14 protein-coding genes are annotated in these 15,646 nt (G+C 64.5%); 5 read left to right on the forward strand and 9 right to left on the reverse strand.

All coding sequences use genetic code 11. From position 1 onward, the window contains the following. Window positions 1-17: 17 nt before the first annotated feature. Window positions 18-1,133: an MBL fold metallo-hydrolase gene (locus CH286_RS03545; protein WP_094608397.1), complete on the reverse strand. Its 1,116-nt coding sequence runs from the start codon at window positions 1,131-1,133 to the stop codon at window positions 18-20. Window positions 1,134-1,227: 94 nt separating this feature from the next. Between CH286_RS03545 and htpG the strand changes: the two genes are divergently transcribed. Continuing rightward, a complete protein-coding gene (gene htpG / locus CH286_RS03550) occupies window positions 1,228-3,153 on the forward strand; it encodes a molecular chaperone HtpG (RefSeq protein ID WP_094608340.1) in 1,926 nt (641 codons plus the stop codon). A 72-nt stretch (window positions 3,154-3,225) separates the two neighbouring features. Here htpG and CH286_RS03555 read toward each other — a convergent pair whose 3' ends face one another. After that, on the reverse strand, window positions 3,226-4,872 hold the full coding sequence (locus CH286_RS03555; RefSeq protein WP_094608341.1) for a purine-cytosine permease family protein: 1,647 nt from the start codon (window positions 4,870-4,872) through the stop codon (window positions 3,226-3,228). Between the two features lie 113 nt (window positions 4,873-4,985). Further along, window positions 4,986-5,561: an RNA polymerase sigma factor ShbA gene (shbA, locus tag CH286_RS03560; protein ID WP_037155048.1), complete on the reverse strand. Its 576-nt coding sequence runs from the start codon at window positions 5,559-5,561 to the stop codon at window positions 4,986-4,988. A 197-nt stretch (window positions 5,562-5,758) separates the two neighbouring features. On the opposite strand from shbA, the gene CH286_RS03565 reads away from it, so the two are divergent. After that, the gene (locus tag CH286_RS03565) at window positions 5,759-6,706 is read left to right on the forward strand and encodes an alpha/beta fold hydrolase (protein WP_176458123.1); all 948 of its coding nucleotides are present in this window, start codon (window positions 5,759-5,761) and stop codon (window positions 6,704-6,706) included. 67 nt (window positions 6,707-6,773) lie between these two features. On the opposite strand, the gene CH286_RS03570 is transcribed toward CH286_RS03565, so the two are convergent. From CH286_RS03570 to CH286_RS03580, 3 genes are all read right to left on the reverse strand, one after another. After that, window positions 6,774-7,448: a hypothetical protein gene (locus tag CH286_RS03570; protein ID WP_037175505.1), complete on the reverse strand. Its 675-nt coding sequence runs from the start codon at window positions 7,446-7,448 to the stop codon at window positions 6,774-6,776. A gap of 192 nt (window positions 7,449-7,640) precedes the next feature. After that, window positions 7,641-8,975 (reverse strand): ammonium transporter, encoded by a 1,335-nt coding sequence (locus tag CH286_RS03575; RefSeq protein WP_037155043.1) that lies wholly within the window; start codon window positions 8,973-8,975, stop codon window positions 7,641-7,643. After that, complete coding sequence (locus CH286_RS03580) at window positions 8,972-9,703, reverse strand: enoyl-CoA hydratase (protein WP_032404371.1); 732 nt, start codon at window positions 9,701-9,703, stop codon at window positions 8,972-8,974. The genes CH286_RS03575 and CH286_RS03580 overlap by 4 nt, the downstream gene beginning before the upstream one ends. 56 nt (window positions 9,704-9,759) lie before the next feature. Between CH286_RS03580 and CH286_RS03585 the strand changes: the two genes are divergently transcribed. Next, complete coding sequence (locus CH286_RS03585; protein WP_094608399.1) at window positions 9,760-10,833, forward strand: NAD(P)-binding domain-containing protein; 1,074 nt, start codon at window positions 9,760-9,762, stop codon at window positions 10,831-10,833. A gap of 18 nt (window positions 10,834-10,851) precedes the next feature. Here the strand turns inward: CH286_RS03585 and CH286_RS03590 are convergent, their stop codons facing one another. Both CH286_RS03590 and CH286_RS03595 read right to left on the reverse strand, forming a co-directional pair. Then, window positions 10,852-11,679, reverse strand: a complete 828-nt coding sequence (locus CH286_RS03590) for a uroporphyrinogen-III synthase (protein WP_094608342.1) — start codon at window positions 11,677-11,679, stop codon at window positions 10,852-10,854. Between the two features lie 41 nt (window positions 11,680-11,720). Beyond that, window positions 11,721-12,569, reverse strand: a complete 849-nt coding sequence (locus tag CH286_RS03595) for an aldo/keto reductase (protein ID WP_032404373.1) — start codon at window positions 12,567-12,569, stop codon at window positions 11,721-11,723. A 54-nt stretch (window positions 12,570-12,623) separates the two neighbouring features. Between CH286_RS03595 and CH286_RS03600 the strand changes: the two genes are divergently transcribed. Further along, window positions 12,624-14,255, forward strand: a complete 1,632-nt coding sequence (locus CH286_RS03600) for an ABC-F family ATP-binding cassette domain-containing protein (RefSeq protein WP_094608343.1) — start codon at window positions 12,624-12,626, stop codon at window positions 14,253-14,255. Window positions 14,256-14,274: 19 nt separating this feature from the next. Here CH286_RS03600 and CH286_RS03605 read toward each other — a convergent pair whose 3' ends face one another. Continuing rightward, window positions 14,275-15,105, reverse strand: coding sequence for an alpha/beta fold hydrolase (locus CH286_RS03605; RefSeq protein ID WP_255182555.1), 831 nt, complete (start codon window positions 15,103-15,105; stop codon window positions 14,275-14,277). Between the two features lie 81 nt (window positions 15,106-15,186). On the opposite strand from CH286_RS03605, the gene CH286_RS03610 reads away from it, so the two are divergent. Continuing rightward, entirely contained in the window at window positions 15,187-15,642 is a 456-nt protein-coding gene (locus CH286_RS03610; RefSeq protein ID WP_094608344.1) for a MarR family winged helix-turn-helix transcriptional regulator, read from the forward strand. Window positions 15,643-15,646: the final 4 nt, after the last annotated feature.

A 15,646-nucleotide genomic window follows, 5' to 3' on the forward strand; every position in this document is an offset into this window, starting at 1 on the left:
AGCTTAAACCTGTTCGGTCAGCCCAGCCGGGACCACCAACGATCGTCGTGCAGGGTTCGCGTGCCGTCTATGCGCTGCCCCGGCATCGGCACCGCCACCTGCACTCCGACGTCCTGCGCGGCGGCGTGCAGGCGCACGATCGGCTCGGACCACGGGTGAAAAGCCAGGTTGAACGTCGCCCAGTGGATAGGCACGAAGATGCCCGACGCCGTCAGATCCACGTGCGCGTTGACCGCTTCCTCCGGATTCATGTGAATGTCCGGCCACCGCACGTCGTAGGCACCGACGGGAAGAAGCGTCAGATCGAAGGGGCCGTAGTTGCTGCCGATCTCGGCGAACTTCGGTGTGTAGCCGGTGTCGCCGCCGAAGAAGACGCGTCGAACCGGACCGGCGAAGGCCCAGGACGCCCACTGCGTCGAGTCCCGGGTCAGACCGCGGCCCGAGAAGTGCCGAGCCTCGGTGCACGTGACGGTGAGGCCACCGAGGTTCGTCTGCTCGTCCCAGTCCAGTTCGATGATGCGTTCCTCGGGCACCCGCCACTTGCGCAGGTGCGCTCCGATTCCCAGCGGCACCACGAACGGTGCCGACTGCGTGCTCGCCAACTTCTGCACCGTCGCCTTGTCGAGATGGTCGTAATGATCGTGGGAGATCACGATGGCGTCGACCCGCGGCAGGTCGATCAACTCGACCGGCGTCGGATGCAGCCGCGCCGGACCCACCACCGAGGACGGGGACACGCGATTGCTCCACACCGGATCGGCGAGAACGCGATAGCCGTCGACCTCGATGAGCACACTCGAATGTCCGTACCAGGTGACCGCAAGCTCGCCCGCGTCCACCGGAGCGATCGGCGGGGCCAACGGAATCGGCCGCTGCGGCCTGCCCTTGCCGCGTTCGGTGACGAGCGAGACGAACATGTTCTTCTCGCCCTTGTCGCCGCGGCCCGGCACGTAGCTGGAACTGGGGTCGGAGTTGTGGAACCGGCGATCGCGGTATCGCGGGGACCCGGCGGCGTAGGGAGTGATGTGCACTCGCCGGGCACCGATGGCCGACGGCAGACCCCACAGGGCACGCGCCAACCATGCCCCGCTCAACGCTGCCGTGGCTCCCAGTACGAACTTCGTCTTCGTCACGGCCACCACAGTAGGCGGCGCCGACGTCTTCGCAGCTCACCCGTAGCCTTGCCGTAGAATATTCGCGTCGGTTTTGCTGCTAGAAGGGGAGACATTGAGTACCGAACAGCTCGAATTCCAGGCGGAGACGCGTCAGCTCCTGGATCTGATGGTGCACTCCATCTACTCCAACAAGGACAGCTTTCTCCGTGAACTGATCTCGAACTCCTCGGACGCGCTGGACAAGCTGCGCCTGGAGTCGTACCGCAACAAGGACCTGGACGTCGACGTCTCGGATCTGCACATCGAGATCGATATCGACTCCGCGGCCCGCACCCTCACCATCCGCGACAACGGCATCGGCATGTCCCGCTCCGAGGTGATCGACCTGATCGGCACGCTGGCGAAGTCCGGTACCGCCGAGGTCCGCAAGAAGCTCAAGGAAGCCAAGGATGCAGCTGCTTCCGAGGAATTGATCGGCCAGTTCGGCATCGGCTTCTATTCCACGTTCATGGTGGCCGAGAAGGTCACGCTGCTCACCCGCAAGGCAGGCGAGAGCACTGCCACCAAGTGGGAGTCCACCGGCGAGGGCACCTACGAGATCACCGACGTCGACGACGCCCCGCAGGGCTCCTCGGTGACCTTGGCCCTCAAGCCGGCCGACGAGGAGGACCACCTCCACGATTACGCGTCCGAGCGCAAGATCAAGGAACTGGTCAAGAAGTACTCCGACTTCATCGCCTGGCCCATTCGCATCGACGTCGAGAAGCGCGTCAAGAGCGAAGAGGAAGGCGGCGAGGACACGGTCACGATCGAGACCGAAACGATCAACTCGCAGAAGGCACTGTGGACCCGCTCCAAGGACGAGGTGTCCGAGGAGGAGTACAAGGAGTTCTACAAGCACGTCAGCCACGCCTGGGACGAGCCGCTCGAGGTCATCCCGTTCAAGGCCGAGGGCACGTTCGAATACCAAGCGCTGCTGTTCATTCCGTCGCAGGCGCCGTTCGACCTCTTCATGCGCGAGAGCAAGGCCGGCGTGCACCTGTACGTCAAGCGCGTGTTCATCATGGACGACTCGCAGGAACTGCTGCCCGAGTACCTGCGCTTCGTCAAGGGTGTCGTGGACGCAGCGGACCTCTCGCTCAACGTCTCTCGCGAGATCCTGCAGCAGGACCGGCAGATCCGGGCGATCCGTCGACGCCTCACCAAGAAGGTGCTCTCGACGGTCAAGGAACTGCAGAGCGAGCAGCCCGACAAGTACAAGACGCTGTGGTCGCAGTTCGGCACGGTCCTCAAGGAAGGCCTGATCTCCGACAACGACAATCGCGAAACCCTGTTGGGCATCGCGTCGTTCGCGTCCACCAACTCCGAGGAGGGCGTGACCACCCTCGCCGAGTACGTGGACCGGATGAAGGACGGCCAGCAGCAGATCTACTACATGACGGGTGAATCGCGTCAGCAGATCGAGAGCTCGCCGCACATGGAGGCGTTCAAGGCGCGCGGGCTCGAGGTGCTGCTGCTCACCGATTCGGTCGACGAGGTGTGGGTCGGCAACGTCACCGACTTCGACGGAAAGTCGTTCCAGTCCATCGCCAAGGGCGAGGTGGACCTCGACACCGAAGAGGAGAAGAAGGAGTCCGAGGCCAAGCGCGAGGAGCAGGACAAGGAATTCGCGGACTTGCTGACCTGGCTCACCGAGACCCTCGGTGAGGACGTGAAGGAGGTACGTCTGTCGACCCGTCTGACGACGTCACCGGCCTGCGTCGTCGGCGACGAGTTCAGCTTCTCCCCGCAACTGGAGAAGATGTACAAGGCATCGGGACAGTTCGTGCCGACCTCCAAGCGGATCCTCGAACTCAACCCCACCCACGATCTGGTGACGGGATTGAAGAAGGCCCGCGAGGATCGCAGCGATGACCCGCACCTCGCCGAGACTGCCGAATTGCTGTACGCGACGGCACTTCTCGCCGAGGGTACGGAGCTGAAGGATCCGGCGAAGTTCTCCAAGCTGCTCGCCGATCTGTTGACCCGCACGATCTGAGTGCCTGCGGCAGTGGTGTGGTCGAGTGCCCCAGAGGCGGGGCATAACCACACCACTGCGGCGCAGCCGCAGTCACTGCGGAGGCAGGATGTGCTCCCCCGTCTTGTCGGTGCTCAGCGAGAGCGAACTGATGTACTGCTTCTCGCCGTCCGGCCCCGGCACGTTGGATGCGATCATGTCGGGTCGCTCGAATTCCATTCCGCTGACATGGCACATCACGAGCTCGTCGGACGGGTTGCCGTGCTCGTCGAACATCGGTAGATCGATCCCGTCGTCGGTGCGTCGCAGGTAGTACTTGCCCTTGGTTGCCACCGCCAGGATGGGTGGAAGTACCAGTGCGAGAACGAGAGCCACGATCGGCGAGTAGGGCTTGATCGCGGATCCGAATGCCCCGAAGAAGACCAGAATCGACAGTATTGCCGAGGCCGCCATGGATCCGAAGCCGACCGGGTTGATGTTGTAGAGCATGCCGCGTCGGAACTCGGGCACCTTGGGCGAGAGCTTCAGGATGTACTTGTTGAACACGATGTCCGAGGCCACCACCGCGATCCATGCGATACCGCAGTTGGCGTAGAAGCCGAGGATGTTGTTGAGGAAGCTGAACATGTTGGCTTCCATCAGGATCAGTGCGATCGCGAGGTTGAACAGCACGAAGACCATCCGGCCCGGGTACGTCTTGGTGATGCGGGTGTAGGAGTTCGTCCACGCCAATGATCCCGAGTAGGCGTTGGTGACGTTGATCTTGATCTGGCTGATGACGACCAGGATCACCGCGAGCGTCATGGCGAGCCAGCCGGGCATGAAGTTCTCGTAGATCTCCAGGAACTGGTGCACCGGCTCGTTGGCGATGGTGGATCCGTCGACGACGTTGGCGATCAGGTACACGGCGAGGAAGAGTCCGACGACCTGCTTGAGGGCACCGAAGATCACCCAGCCCGGTCCGGCGAGAAGCACTGCAGTCCACCAGCGCCGGGAATTCTCCGGAGTCTTGGGCGGCATGAAACGCAGGTAGTCGATCTGCTCGGCGATCTGCGCGATGAGCGAGAGACACACGCCGGCCGCGAGCATCACCGATCCGATGTTGACGCCCTTGCCGTCGGCCCCGTCCTGGCCGCCGAAGGCGAAGAACTCGCCGACCGAATCGGGATTGCTGATCACCAGGTAGACGAACGGCAGAACCATCAGCACCAGCCACAGCGGGGTTGTCCAGACCTGAAGTTTGGCAAGGGCTTTCATGCCGTAGATGACCAGCGGGATCACCATGATCGTCGACACCGCGTACCCGATGGGCAACGGAATACTCAGTCCCAGTTCGAGTCCCTGCGCCATGATCGAACCCTCGAGCGCGAAGAAGATGAACGTGAATGTCGCAAAGATGACGTTGGTGACCACCGACCCGTAGTAGCCGAATCCGCTTCCCCGAGTGATCAAATCGAGGTCGATGTTGTAGCGGGCAGCATAGTAGGCGAGCGGGAGCCCGGTCACGAAGATCACGACGGCGAACACCAGGATGCCCCAGAGCGCGTTGCCGGTCCCGTACGAGATTCCGATGTTGGCACCGATGGCGAAGTCCGCGAGATACGCGATTCCGCCGAGCGCGGACGTCGCGACAACACCGGTTCCCCATTTACGGTAGCTACGCGGCGCGAAGCGCAGCGTGTAGTCCTCGAGCGTCTCTTTCAGCGCGGTGTCTGTCGGCGCAGGCTGTACGGCGGTCATGGATCAGTAACGTAGGTCTGCCACGTTGCCGCGGTGTCTTGCGTGTGTGTAGCTACTGTTACTCATTCCGACGAATCGGACATACGCTGGTAATACCCGCTTTCGCGGCTCTATCAGGCGACTGCGCGGGCGTCCAGCAGCGAGAAGTTCGACAGTTCGGCACGAAGCATGTTCATCGCCCGATGCTGGGCCACCCGCACGGCTCCGGCCGTCATTCCGAGGGCAGCACCGGTTTGCGGTGCCGTCAGACCCCACACCACTCGCATCAGAATGATCTTGCGGTACTTCGTCGGCAGAGTGTCCATCAGCGCCTGCGCGTGACTGCGCAGTTCGCCGCCGAGAGCGAGCTGCTCCGGCCCGGCGTCCTGAGACTGCTCCTCGGGCATGTCGTCGATGGAGAACGTCTGTCGCAATACAGATTTACGCCCGGCGTCGGCCAACTTGTGGGCAGCGATTCCGTACACGAAGGCCATGAAGGGCTTCCCCATGTCGCGGTACTTGGGAATGGCGGTGACCAAGGCGAGGCATACGTCCTGCACCACATCGTCGGCGGCGACGTCGAGGTTGCCGATTCGGGCGGCGCAATATCTGCGTACCGGCGGCTGGATCAGCACGAGCACCTGCTCGAGGGCGGTTCGATCTCCCGCGACGGCCTGCGGTACTACCTCGTCGAGCCTGTCCACGCCCATGGCCGATCTCCTCACTGGCAACGCGCGCCCTCACCTGAACGCTCATCAGTGCTTCGGTGCAGATTCCCGCTCGGCTTGGTCGCAGTGGCTATCACATCCGAAGAAAATGTGATTCAGGTAACACGGCGTGTCGCGGGAGCGAAGTACCCGACAACAACCTCGTCGCAGCACGTGACCTTCACACCCGCGGAGCGCACATGAACATCAGCGAGCAGACCCATCAGGTCGGTCGCCGCAGCACCGTCGCTGCGAGCGATGGCACTGCACTGGCGGTTCGCGAATTCGGACATCCGAATGCGCCTCTGACCGCGGTGTTCGTGCACGGGCACTGCCTGCGGATGCAGTCGTGGACGGACCTGCGCCGGCAGGTGGAACACACGTGGGGCGACGACGTCCGAATCGTGATGTACGACCACCGCGGTCACGGGGAGTCGAGTGCGGCCGTGCCGGAGAGTTGCACCATAGATCAGCTCGGCGAGGACCTGGCCGACGTGATCCGCGCTGTCGTCCCGGTGGGACCGTTCGTCGTGATCGGACACTCGATGGGCGGCATGACGGCGCTCTCCTACGCGCGTCAGTACCCGGACGCCATCGGCTCCCGCCTCGTCGGGGTCGGGTTGATCGCGACGTCCGCCGGCGGGATCACCGACGACGGGCTCGGTAGTTGCCTCGCGCATCCGGCCGTGTCGGCATTTCAGGCGGCTGTTCGACGCGCCCCCCGTCTGATGTCGGGCGCCAAGAGGCTCAGTCGCGGGGTCTGCGCCCCCATCGTCCGGACGGCGGGATGCGGCTCCCACAAAGTCAGCCCGCGGGTGGTCACGCTAGCGACGGCCATGCTCGGCGACACGTCCATCGTGACGATGGCCGGGTTTCTCGGCGCGTTTCGAGGCCTCGACGAGGTCGCCGGCCTCGCGGCACTCGCCTCCATTCCCACTCTGGTGCTGTGCGGCTCGGACGACCTGATGACGCCGATGCGGCACTCGGAAACCCTTGCCGCCCATCTTCCCGACGCACGACTGGTGCGCGTCGCGCAGGCCGGGCACATGGTGATTCTCGAACGAGCACACGAGGTGGCGGAGGCCGTCGTCGAACTCGTGACAACCGCTCGGCGTGCTCACGTGGGGGATCTCGCCCTGGCACGCTAGACCTTTCGACGACTGTGGCCCGCACCGGATATCCGATGCGGGCCACAGCACTGTTGTCGAGGCGGTGTTACTTCTTGACTGCGGGCGGAGCGTTGAGCAGCTGGATGAACTGTCCGGCGTTACCGATGACCGCGCCGAGGCCACCGGCGGAGGTGCCGGCGAGCGATCCGATGGCACCGAGGGCGATCGCGCCGATGACGCAGCCGCCGATGGGGCCGGCTCCGAGAAGAGTTGCAACCGGTGCAGTCACGACGACTCCGGTGATAATTCCGAGGAGGCATCCGCCGACGATTCCGGTTGCAGCACCGAGGAATCCACCGACCGAGGCCGTGAGGCTGAGGTTGTCCTTGACACCAGCAACTGCGGCGGGCAGGTCGACCTGCTGCAGGCCGGGGAGAGAGGTGGAGACCGGGGTTGCCGCGGCGGGCGAGACATCGGCGGTCAGGGTGGCGTGGTTACCGTCGATCACGGCGGCGACGGGGTGCGAGAATCCGTCGGCGGCAATGGCCAGCGGCACCGAGTCGACCACGGCACCACTGGAATCGCGGACGACGAGGTGGTTGTCTTCGTTGCTCAGGGTGCCGGCCGTCGTGTCGACGAGGACCTGGTTGCCGGCCTGGGTGACGTTCCAACCGACGGCAGCAGCGGGAGCCGGTGCCGGATCGGCATAGGCGGTGCCCATGGCGGTCGTCATCGCTGCAATGACCAATGCGGACGTTGCCGCGAATCGAGTCAGCTTCATGTTCCTCAGTCTTTCGTCGTGTCCATCACTCGATGTCGAGCAGCGAAAAACTATGGGGCCAACAAGCGGTCGAGGCGAACCGAAGATGAACGAACGGGGTCGAATCGAACAACGATCGATCGCATCAACCCGAAAGGGACAGAACGACTTTCAACGACCGATCGGTTCGTAAAGGGCGTGTACGGGTTGCCCCTACTTACCGAAAAGACCAGGCTTGTTGCTGCCCCCGTGACCCACTCCGAAGTCGTAGGCGGACTCGGCATGCTCGTGCTCGTCGAGGCCGTCGGCTTCGTGCTGCGCGTCGGCGCGCACACCCATGACAGCCTTGATCGCGAACGCGATTCCGGTGGTGACCACCGCGCAGTAGACGAACACCGCGACCACCGCTATCGCCTGCACCCCCAGCTGATGCAGGCCGCCGCCGTAGAACAGACCGTCCACACCCGCCGGCATCTGCGCACTGGCAACGAGCCCGATCATCAGCGTGCCGACGATGCCACCGACGAGGTGCACGCCGACGACGTCGAGCGAATCGTCGTAACCGAAGCGGTATTTGAGGCCGATTGCCAGAGCACACAAGGCACCCGACGCGATGCCGATCGCCGCGGCACCGATCGGAGTGACCGCTGCGCACGACGGTGTGATGGCCACCAGACCGGCCACGACGCCCGACGCCGCGCCGAACGACGTGGCGTGACCGTCTCGCCACTTCTCGACGACGAGCCACGCCGCCATGGACATTGCTCCGGCACCCATCGTGTTCACCAGGGCCACTGCGGCGACGCCGTCCGCAGCCAACGACGATCCCGCGTTGAAGCCGAACCAACCGAACCACAGCAACCCGGCACCGAGCATGACAGCCGGAAGGTTGTGCGGGCGCATGGGATCTCGCGGCCAGCCGCGACGCTTGCCGACCACGAGCGCGAGCACCAGCCCGGCAACTCCGGCATTGATCTCCACCGCGGTACCGCCGGCGAAGTCGATCGCGCCGAGCCTGTTCGTCACCCATCCGCCGAACTCACTGGTGAGCCCGTCGAGCGAGAACACCCAGTGCGCCACAGGGAAATACACGAGGGTGGACCACAACGCCGCGAACAGCACCCAGGGAACGAACCGCATCCGGTCTGCGACAGCGCCGGATATCAGCGCCACCGTCACCATGGCGAATCCGGCCTGGAACGCCGCGAACACCAGTGCAGGAACGGTTCCCACCAGCGGAATCGACACCGCTCCCCCGGCCGAGGTGTAGACCCCGCCCAACAGACCCTCGAAACCGGCGTACTGCAACGGGTTTCCGATCCACCCGCCGATCACGTTGTCGCCGAACACCATCGAGAAGCCGAACACCAACCACAGCAGCCACACCACGGCGATGGCCGACAGGCTCATCATCATCATGTTCAGCACACTCTTCGAGCGCACCATGCCGCCGTAGAAGAAGGCCAGGCCTGGCGTCATCAGCAGCACCAGCGCAGTACTGGCCAGCAGCCACGCGGTGTCGCCCGCATCGGGCGCTCCGGTGATCACTTGCCCACGAACTTCGGCTTGCGCTTCTCGGCACGTGCCCGTCGCGCTTCCTTCATGTCCTCGCTGCTCCATGCGGCCTCGAACGCCGCATGCTGCTCCGGCGTCGGATCATCGCGCATCTCGTCGTCGTTGAACACGAGCTTGAGGTGTTTCAGGGCCAGCGGAGCGAGTTCGGTGACCGACTCGGCCCACTGCGTTGCAACCGCGAGATCGCCGAGTTTGTTGGCCAAACCGCACGTGTACGCCTGCTCGGCGTGCACCCGCTCCCCGCCCAGCAGGATCGTGCGTGCCACTCCCCCACCTGCGAGCGCAGCCAACCGCCGGATGGTCCAGTTGCTCACCGCGATACCGAGGCGCGTCGACGGAATCTCGAAGAAACTGCCCGGCGCCACGACCCGAAGATCGCAGGCGATCGCCAGCTGCGTCCCCGCACCCACGGCCGGGCCGTTCACCGCAGCCACCACCGGAATCGAGGTGCGTTCGATCGCCGTCAGCATCTCTTCGAGGATCTGCCCGAACGACTCGGGAAACGCGTCGCCGGTCAGATCCGCACCTGCGCAGAAGCTGGTGCCCTGACCGGTGATGACGAGAACCCGCGCCCCGTCCCGCTCGGCCTGTTCCACACCGTGGCGCACCGCAAGACACAGCTCCGTGTTCAACGCATTGCGTCGATCCGGGCGCTGCAATTCGAGAGTGACGACATCGCCGTCACGAGAGAGTCCGATCACGAGAGCAGAGGTTACCGACCAGTACCGGTTTTACCTACTGGGTGGCTGATCTACTGATAGGCGTGATCGACACTCGAGTTGCCGTCATCGGCGCGGGGCAGGCCGGACTCTCGGCCGGCTACCACCTCCATCGAGCAGGCCTGGATGCAGGCGCAGGCTTCGTGATGCTGGACAGCGCCCCCGGCCCCGGCGGCGCCTGGCAGTTCCGGTGGCCGTCGTTGACGCTGAGCACCGTCAACGGGGTACACGACCTGCCCGGTATGACCTTCGCCGAAACGCTGGGCGACGCGCCGGCCGACACCATTCCGGCCGCCGAGGCAGTCCCCCGCTACTACCGCGAGTACGAGGACCGCTTCGAACTGCATGTTCGACGGCCCGTCACGGTGACCGTCGTGTGCGATCGCGAACCTCTCTTCCGGGTCGAGGCCGGGGAGACGGTCGTCATGGCCGAGGGATTGATCAATGCCACAGGAACGTGGGAGAAGCCGTTCGTTCCGCATTACGACGGAGCCGAGACGTTCACCGGCAGGCAATTGCACACGAAGGATTACCGGACGGCCGACGAGTTCACCGGCAAGCACGTGGTGGTGGTGGGCGGCGGGATCTCGGCCGTCCAGCTGCTCGACGAGATTTCCCGGGTGACGACCACAACGTGGGTGACCCGCCGACCACCGGTGTTCCGGGACGGTGAGTTCGATCAGAATGCCGGACGCACGGCCGTGGCGATGGTCGAGGAGAGGGTGCGGGCGGGCCTGCCACCGGGCTCGGTCGTATCGGTGACCGGGCTGTTGCTGACGCCGTCGTTGGCCGCCGCACGCGAGCGCGGCGCGCTCGAGCGCAGGCCGATGTTCTCGAGGATCACCGCAGACTCGGTGGTGTGGGACGACGGATCGAGTCAACGCGCCGACGTGATTCTGTGGGCCACCGGTTTTCGCAGCGCACTCGACCACCTGGCCCCTCTGCGCTTGCGCGGGCACGGCGGAGGAATCGTCATGGACGGTCGACTCGCCACTCGAGTGGCAGCGAACCATCGCGTCCACTTGCTCGGCTACGGGCCGTCCGCGAGCACGATCGGAGCCAATCGCGCGGGACGAGCCGCGGTGACGGAGCTGCTGGAAACGCTGGGCTGAGTCTTTACGGCGAGGTCTTTACGGCGAGGCGAGCCGCTCGGTCACGAACTTCGCCAGCGCTCCCAATCGTGCCCGGCTCGGCATCGACGTCGGGACGTCCAACGCATCCAACGGCGCCGACGTCACCGGCCCCACGCAAATCGCGGCGACGGGGCCTCGAAGCGCGTCCAGGAAGGCGTCGAGCAGGCCGTTGTCCTTCGCGGTAGAGAGCAGGGACGCGACGGCGGGGGCGCTGGTAAATGTCACCGCGTCCACGCGGTGCTCGATGATCTGCGACAGCAAGTCGATGAGTGGAGCCTGATCGACGGGACGGATCCAGCGGTACACCGGGATCGGTCTGACGTGCGCACCGAGTTCGCTCAGCGCGTCGCTCAGGTGGATCGTCGGTTCCCATTCGGTGATGACTCCGTGCAGCTGAACTGCGACGTCCACTCCGGAAACACCTTCGGCGGCAAGATGATCGGAGACTTCCTGCGAGGCCTCGGTGGCCGGCGACCACTCTTCACGAAGCCCCGTGCCACGAATTGCCCCGCGCGCCTTGGGACCTCGGGCAATGATCCGCGTGTGACTCAGTGCTGTCAGAAGGTCTTCGCGGATACCCCAGTCGGCCGCCGCGTCGAGCCAACCCCGAAAACCGATGCCGGTACTGATCACGACGATCTGCGGTGGTCGCTCGACGATGCCCTCGGTGGCGGACTTCAGCTCCGAGTCGTCGATCAGGGGCAGAACGTGAATCGCCGCGGCGTGAACGATGTTCGCGCCGCGGCGTTCGAGCATGGTGGCCAATTCGTCTGCACGTCGCTCGGCGGTGAGGGCAACGGTCTTGCCTGCGAGCGAATCGGACATGAGTACAGACTAGGCCCCCGACGTGCCTGGAACGTGACAGGTCAGCTGCTGAACTTGTCCGGGTCCGGGCCGGTGCGGCCGTCGGCGGAGTCCAGCGCATTGATCTGCTGAATTTCGTCGTTGCTCAGCTCGAAGCCGAACACGTCGAAGTTGCTGGCAATGCGCTCGGGGGTGACCGACTTGGGGATCACTACGTTGCCGAGCTGGATGTGCCAGCGCAGGATCACCTGGGCAGGGGTGACTCCGTGCGCCTCGGCGATGGGCGCGAAGGCCGGATCGTCCAGAACGGTGCCGGAGCCGAGCGGGCTCCAGGCCTCGGTGGCGATGCCCTTCGAGGTGTGGAAAGCGCGAAGCTCTTCCTGGATGAAGCGCGGGTGCAGCTCGATCTGGTTGATCGACGGCGTCTCACCGACCGCGTCGATCAGCTTCTCGAGGGTGGGAATGGTGAAATTGGAGACGCCGATCGAACCGATCCGGCCGTCGGCCTTGAGCTTCTGGAACGCCTTGAAGGTATCGATGTATTGGTCGCGATCGAGTTGCTGCCAGTGAATGAGGTACAGGTCGAGGTACTCGAGTCCGAGGCGATCCATGCTCGCGTCGAACGCCTTCAAGGTGGAGTCGTAGCCCTGATCGTCGTTCCACAACTTGGTGGTGATGAACAGCTCGTCGCGGGCAATGCCGGACTCGGCAATCGCCTTGCCGGTGCCGGCCTCGTTCTCGTACACCTTGGCGGTGTCGATGCTGCGGTATCCGACCTTCAGAGCCTCGGCCACTGCGGCCTGGGCACCGTCATCGGGAACCTGCCATACACCGAACCCGAGCTGGGGAATGGACGTGCCGTCGTTGAGCACGATGGTCGGGACAGTACTGGTCTCGGCTGAATACGTCATACGAATGGCAACGGTGGGTGGGGTGGTGTTGTTCCCGGGCCATAGAGTTTCGGTGTGACCGCAACGCTTCGTATCGATGATCTCGCCGCGTTCCACGGCGATCGAACCCTGTTCTCCGGCCTGGATCTGACGGTGACCGAGGGTGATGTGATCGGGCTCGTCGGGGCCAACGGTGCAGGTAAGTCGACGTTGTTGACGTTGCTCGCCGGGGTGGGGACGGCCGATCACGAGGGTGAGATCTACACCAGCCCACCCGACGCGACCGCCGGCTATCTGGCGCAGGAACCCGAGCGGATAGCCGGAGAAACGGTGCTGGATTTTCTCGGTCGACGGACTGGAGTCACAGCGGCCGAATCCACGATGAACGAGGCCGCCGAGGCTCTCGGTTCGAGTGACGAGGACCTCTACACCCCAGCGCTGGAGAAGTGGCTGGCCCTCGGCGGCGCGGATCTGGCGGAGCGCACGGCGAAGGTGCTGGCGGATCTCGGTCTGGAGGTCGACGGGTCTGCGCTCATGACGGCGCTGTCCGGTGGGCAGGCCGCCCGCGCGGGGCTCGCGGCGATTCTGCTCGCCCGCTACGACATTCTTCTGCTCGACGAGCCGACCAACGACCTCGATCTGGCGGGCCTCGAGCAACTGGAGCAGTTCGTCGTCGCGACGCGTGCGGCGATCGTCGTCGTCAGTCACGATCGTGAATTCCTGGCGCGGACGGTGACGGGCGTCGTCGAGCTCGATCGAGCTCAGCGTCGCATCGATGTGTACGACGGCAGCTACCAGTCCTATCTGGCAGAACGCGAGATTGCGCGCCAGCATGCGCGGGAGAAGTACGACGAGTTCGCGGACACCAAGTCGGCGTTGGAGTCTCGGGCGCAGATGCAGCGGAACTGGATGGAGTCAGGGGTGCGCAATGCGCGCCGCAAGGCCACCGACAACGACAAGATAGCCCGCAAGACCCGCGCCGAGTCGACAGAGAAGCAAGCCGCGAAAGCCCGTCAGACACAGCGCCGCATCGAGCGACTCGAGGTGGTCGAGGAACCGCGCAAGGAATGGGAGCTGCGAATGGAGATTGCGGCAGCTCCCCGCAGCGGCACCGTTGTCTCGGTGTTGGGCGGTGCTGTCGTCCGGCGATCAGGGTTCACATTCGGACCGGTGACGACGCAGATCGAGTGGGGCGATCGAATCCTGATCACCGGGCCCAACGGCTCCGGCAAGACGACGTTGCTGTCGGTACTGCTGGGCAGGCTCAGCCCGGACGAGGGCACGGCCTCACTGGGATCCGGAGTCGCCGTCGGTGAAATCGACCAGGCACGAGCATATTTCGTCGGAGAGGGCACCGTATCCGATGCCTTGAGCGCAGCGGTTCCCGAGTGGCCCGACGCCGAGGTGCGTACATTGCTGGCCAAGTTCGGACTGCGCGGCGACGACGCACTCCGGCCCGCGTCCTCACTCTCGCCCGGTGAGCGAACCCGCGCCGCGCTCGCATTGCTGCAGGCCCGCGGCGTGAATCTGCTCGTCTTGGACGAGCCGACCAACCACCTCGATCTGCCCGCCATCGAGCAACTCGAACGTGCGATGGAGAACTTCGAAGGAACCCTGCTGCTGGTGACCCACGACCGCCGAATGCTCGACACGGTCCGCAGCACTCGTCACTGGACGATGGCCGACGGGCAGCTGTCGGAACTGTAAGGGGCAGCACCCGATTCACTCAGCTCAGCAGAATCTCGTTCACCTCGGCTGCGGGAAGCATTGGCAATGTGTGATGCGTTGCGTTGTCCAGGATTACCGTCCTCGCTGTGGGCAGAACCGTTCGGACTGCCGCCTCGATGCGGACCGCGTTGTGCACCTTCCCTTTCCCTGCGAGGACCACGGTAGGGCGAACACCGAAGTTGTCGAACGCAGCAGGTTTCGGCCGTTTCGGAACAATGGTTTTTGTGGTCGGGGCATGCGCGGCTCCCAGAGCAAGTACGTCGAGCCAATCCGAATCCAGCCGCGCGCCGTCGGTTTCCCATCGGACGAAAGTAAGCTGCCGTTTCTCGTTGGGAGACAGCAGAATCGGCAGGGCGTGAAGCAGGTACCGCGGACTCATGGAGCCGAAGCAGGAATTGGGATCGAGTAGCGTCAGCGCGTCGACGCGGCTCTTGTTTCGCAGGGCGTACGCCAGAGCGATCATCGCGCCGTAGGAGTGGCCGCAGAGCGCCGCGGTGGGCAGCTTCAGCTCATCCAGCACCGCCGTCACCCAGTTCAGCAGCTCGTCCACGGAGTCGATGGACTGGTCACCCGGCACGCTCCGACCGGCGTCGCCCATCAGGTCCACCGCGTACACCCGATAGTGCTGCGAGAGCGCTGCAACGTTGGCGAACCAGACGGTCGACGTCGCGCCCGCGCCCGGCAGTAGCACCAGCGCCGGACCGTCGACGGGTCCGCAGGCGTTCACTCGGGTCGTGCCGTGCACCGTTTTCACGTCGATGGCCTGGGTATGTGCCGGCCACTTCCGCAGCACCCGGTTGTATGCGGCATAGAACTTCTCCAACGTCACGGCAACCCTCTATTCTCTCGATGATCGAGATAGTAGACAATGGAGAGACTTCCCGTCCAGCATCCACCGAGGGATCAGCACATGACCGAGTCCGCCTCTACCGTCCACCAGCTACGCGCACTGACGGTCGACCTCGATCTTCTGGGCGCGGAGTTCGCGCAGAGACATGCGCTCCACCCGACGGATATCCGGGCGCTGATCTGTCTCCTCGACGCGGACCGAGCCGGAACGCGCGCCACGCCCGGCTGGCTCGGCACCCAGCTGGGCCTGGAATCCGCGTCGATCACAGCCCTGGTCGATCGAATGAGCAAGCGCGACTTGGTATCACGCGAAGCGGACCCATCCGATCGCCGGCGAGTACTGCTGCGCGTGACCGCTCATGCCTCGGAACTCGGCACCACGTTCTTCGGCCCCGTCATCGGCCGAGCAGTCGACGAGCTGGCGCGCTTCACACCCGAGCAGCGGGCAACGATCGACGAGTTCCTGACGACGATGCGCGCCATCGTTGCCGACGCCCGGGAACAACAGGAAACGTAGCCCA

This window comes from Rhodococcus sp. WWJCD1, from assembly GCF_002258735.1.
Lineage (GTDB): Bacteria > Actinomycetota > Actinomycetes > Mycobacteriales > Mycobacteriaceae > Rhodococcoides.

Excerpts from the sequence above, each read along its gene's own strand:
- CH286_RS03595 (WP_032404373.1), bottom strand. The coding sequence starts at position 12,569 with ATGACGTATTCAGCCGAGACCAGTACTGTCCCGACCATCGTGCTCAAC.
- shbA (WP_037155048.1), bottom strand. The coding sequence starts at position 5,561 with ATGGGCGTGGACAGGCTCGACGAGGTAGTACCGCAGGCCGTCGCGGGA.
- CH286_RS03610 (WP_094608344.1), top strand. The coding sequence starts at position 15,187 with ATGACCGAGTCCGCCTCTACCGTCCACCAGCTACGCGCACTGACGGTC.
- CH286_RS03570 (WP_037175505.1), bottom strand. The coding sequence starts at position 7,448 with ATGAAGCTGACTCGATTCGCGGCAACGTCCGCATTGGTCATTGCAGCG.
- CH286_RS03590 (WP_094608342.1), bottom strand. The coding sequence starts at position 11,679 with ATGTCCGATTCGCTCGCAGGCAAGACCGTTGCCCTCACCGCCGAGCGA.
- CH286_RS03555 (WP_094608341.1), bottom strand. The coding sequence starts at position 4,872 with ATGACCGCCGTACAGCCTGCGCCGACAGACACCGCGCTGAAAGAGACG.
- CH286_RS03565 (WP_176458123.1), top strand. The coding sequence starts at position 5,759 with ATGAACATCAGCGAGCAGACCCATCAGGTCGGTCGCCGCAGCACCGTC.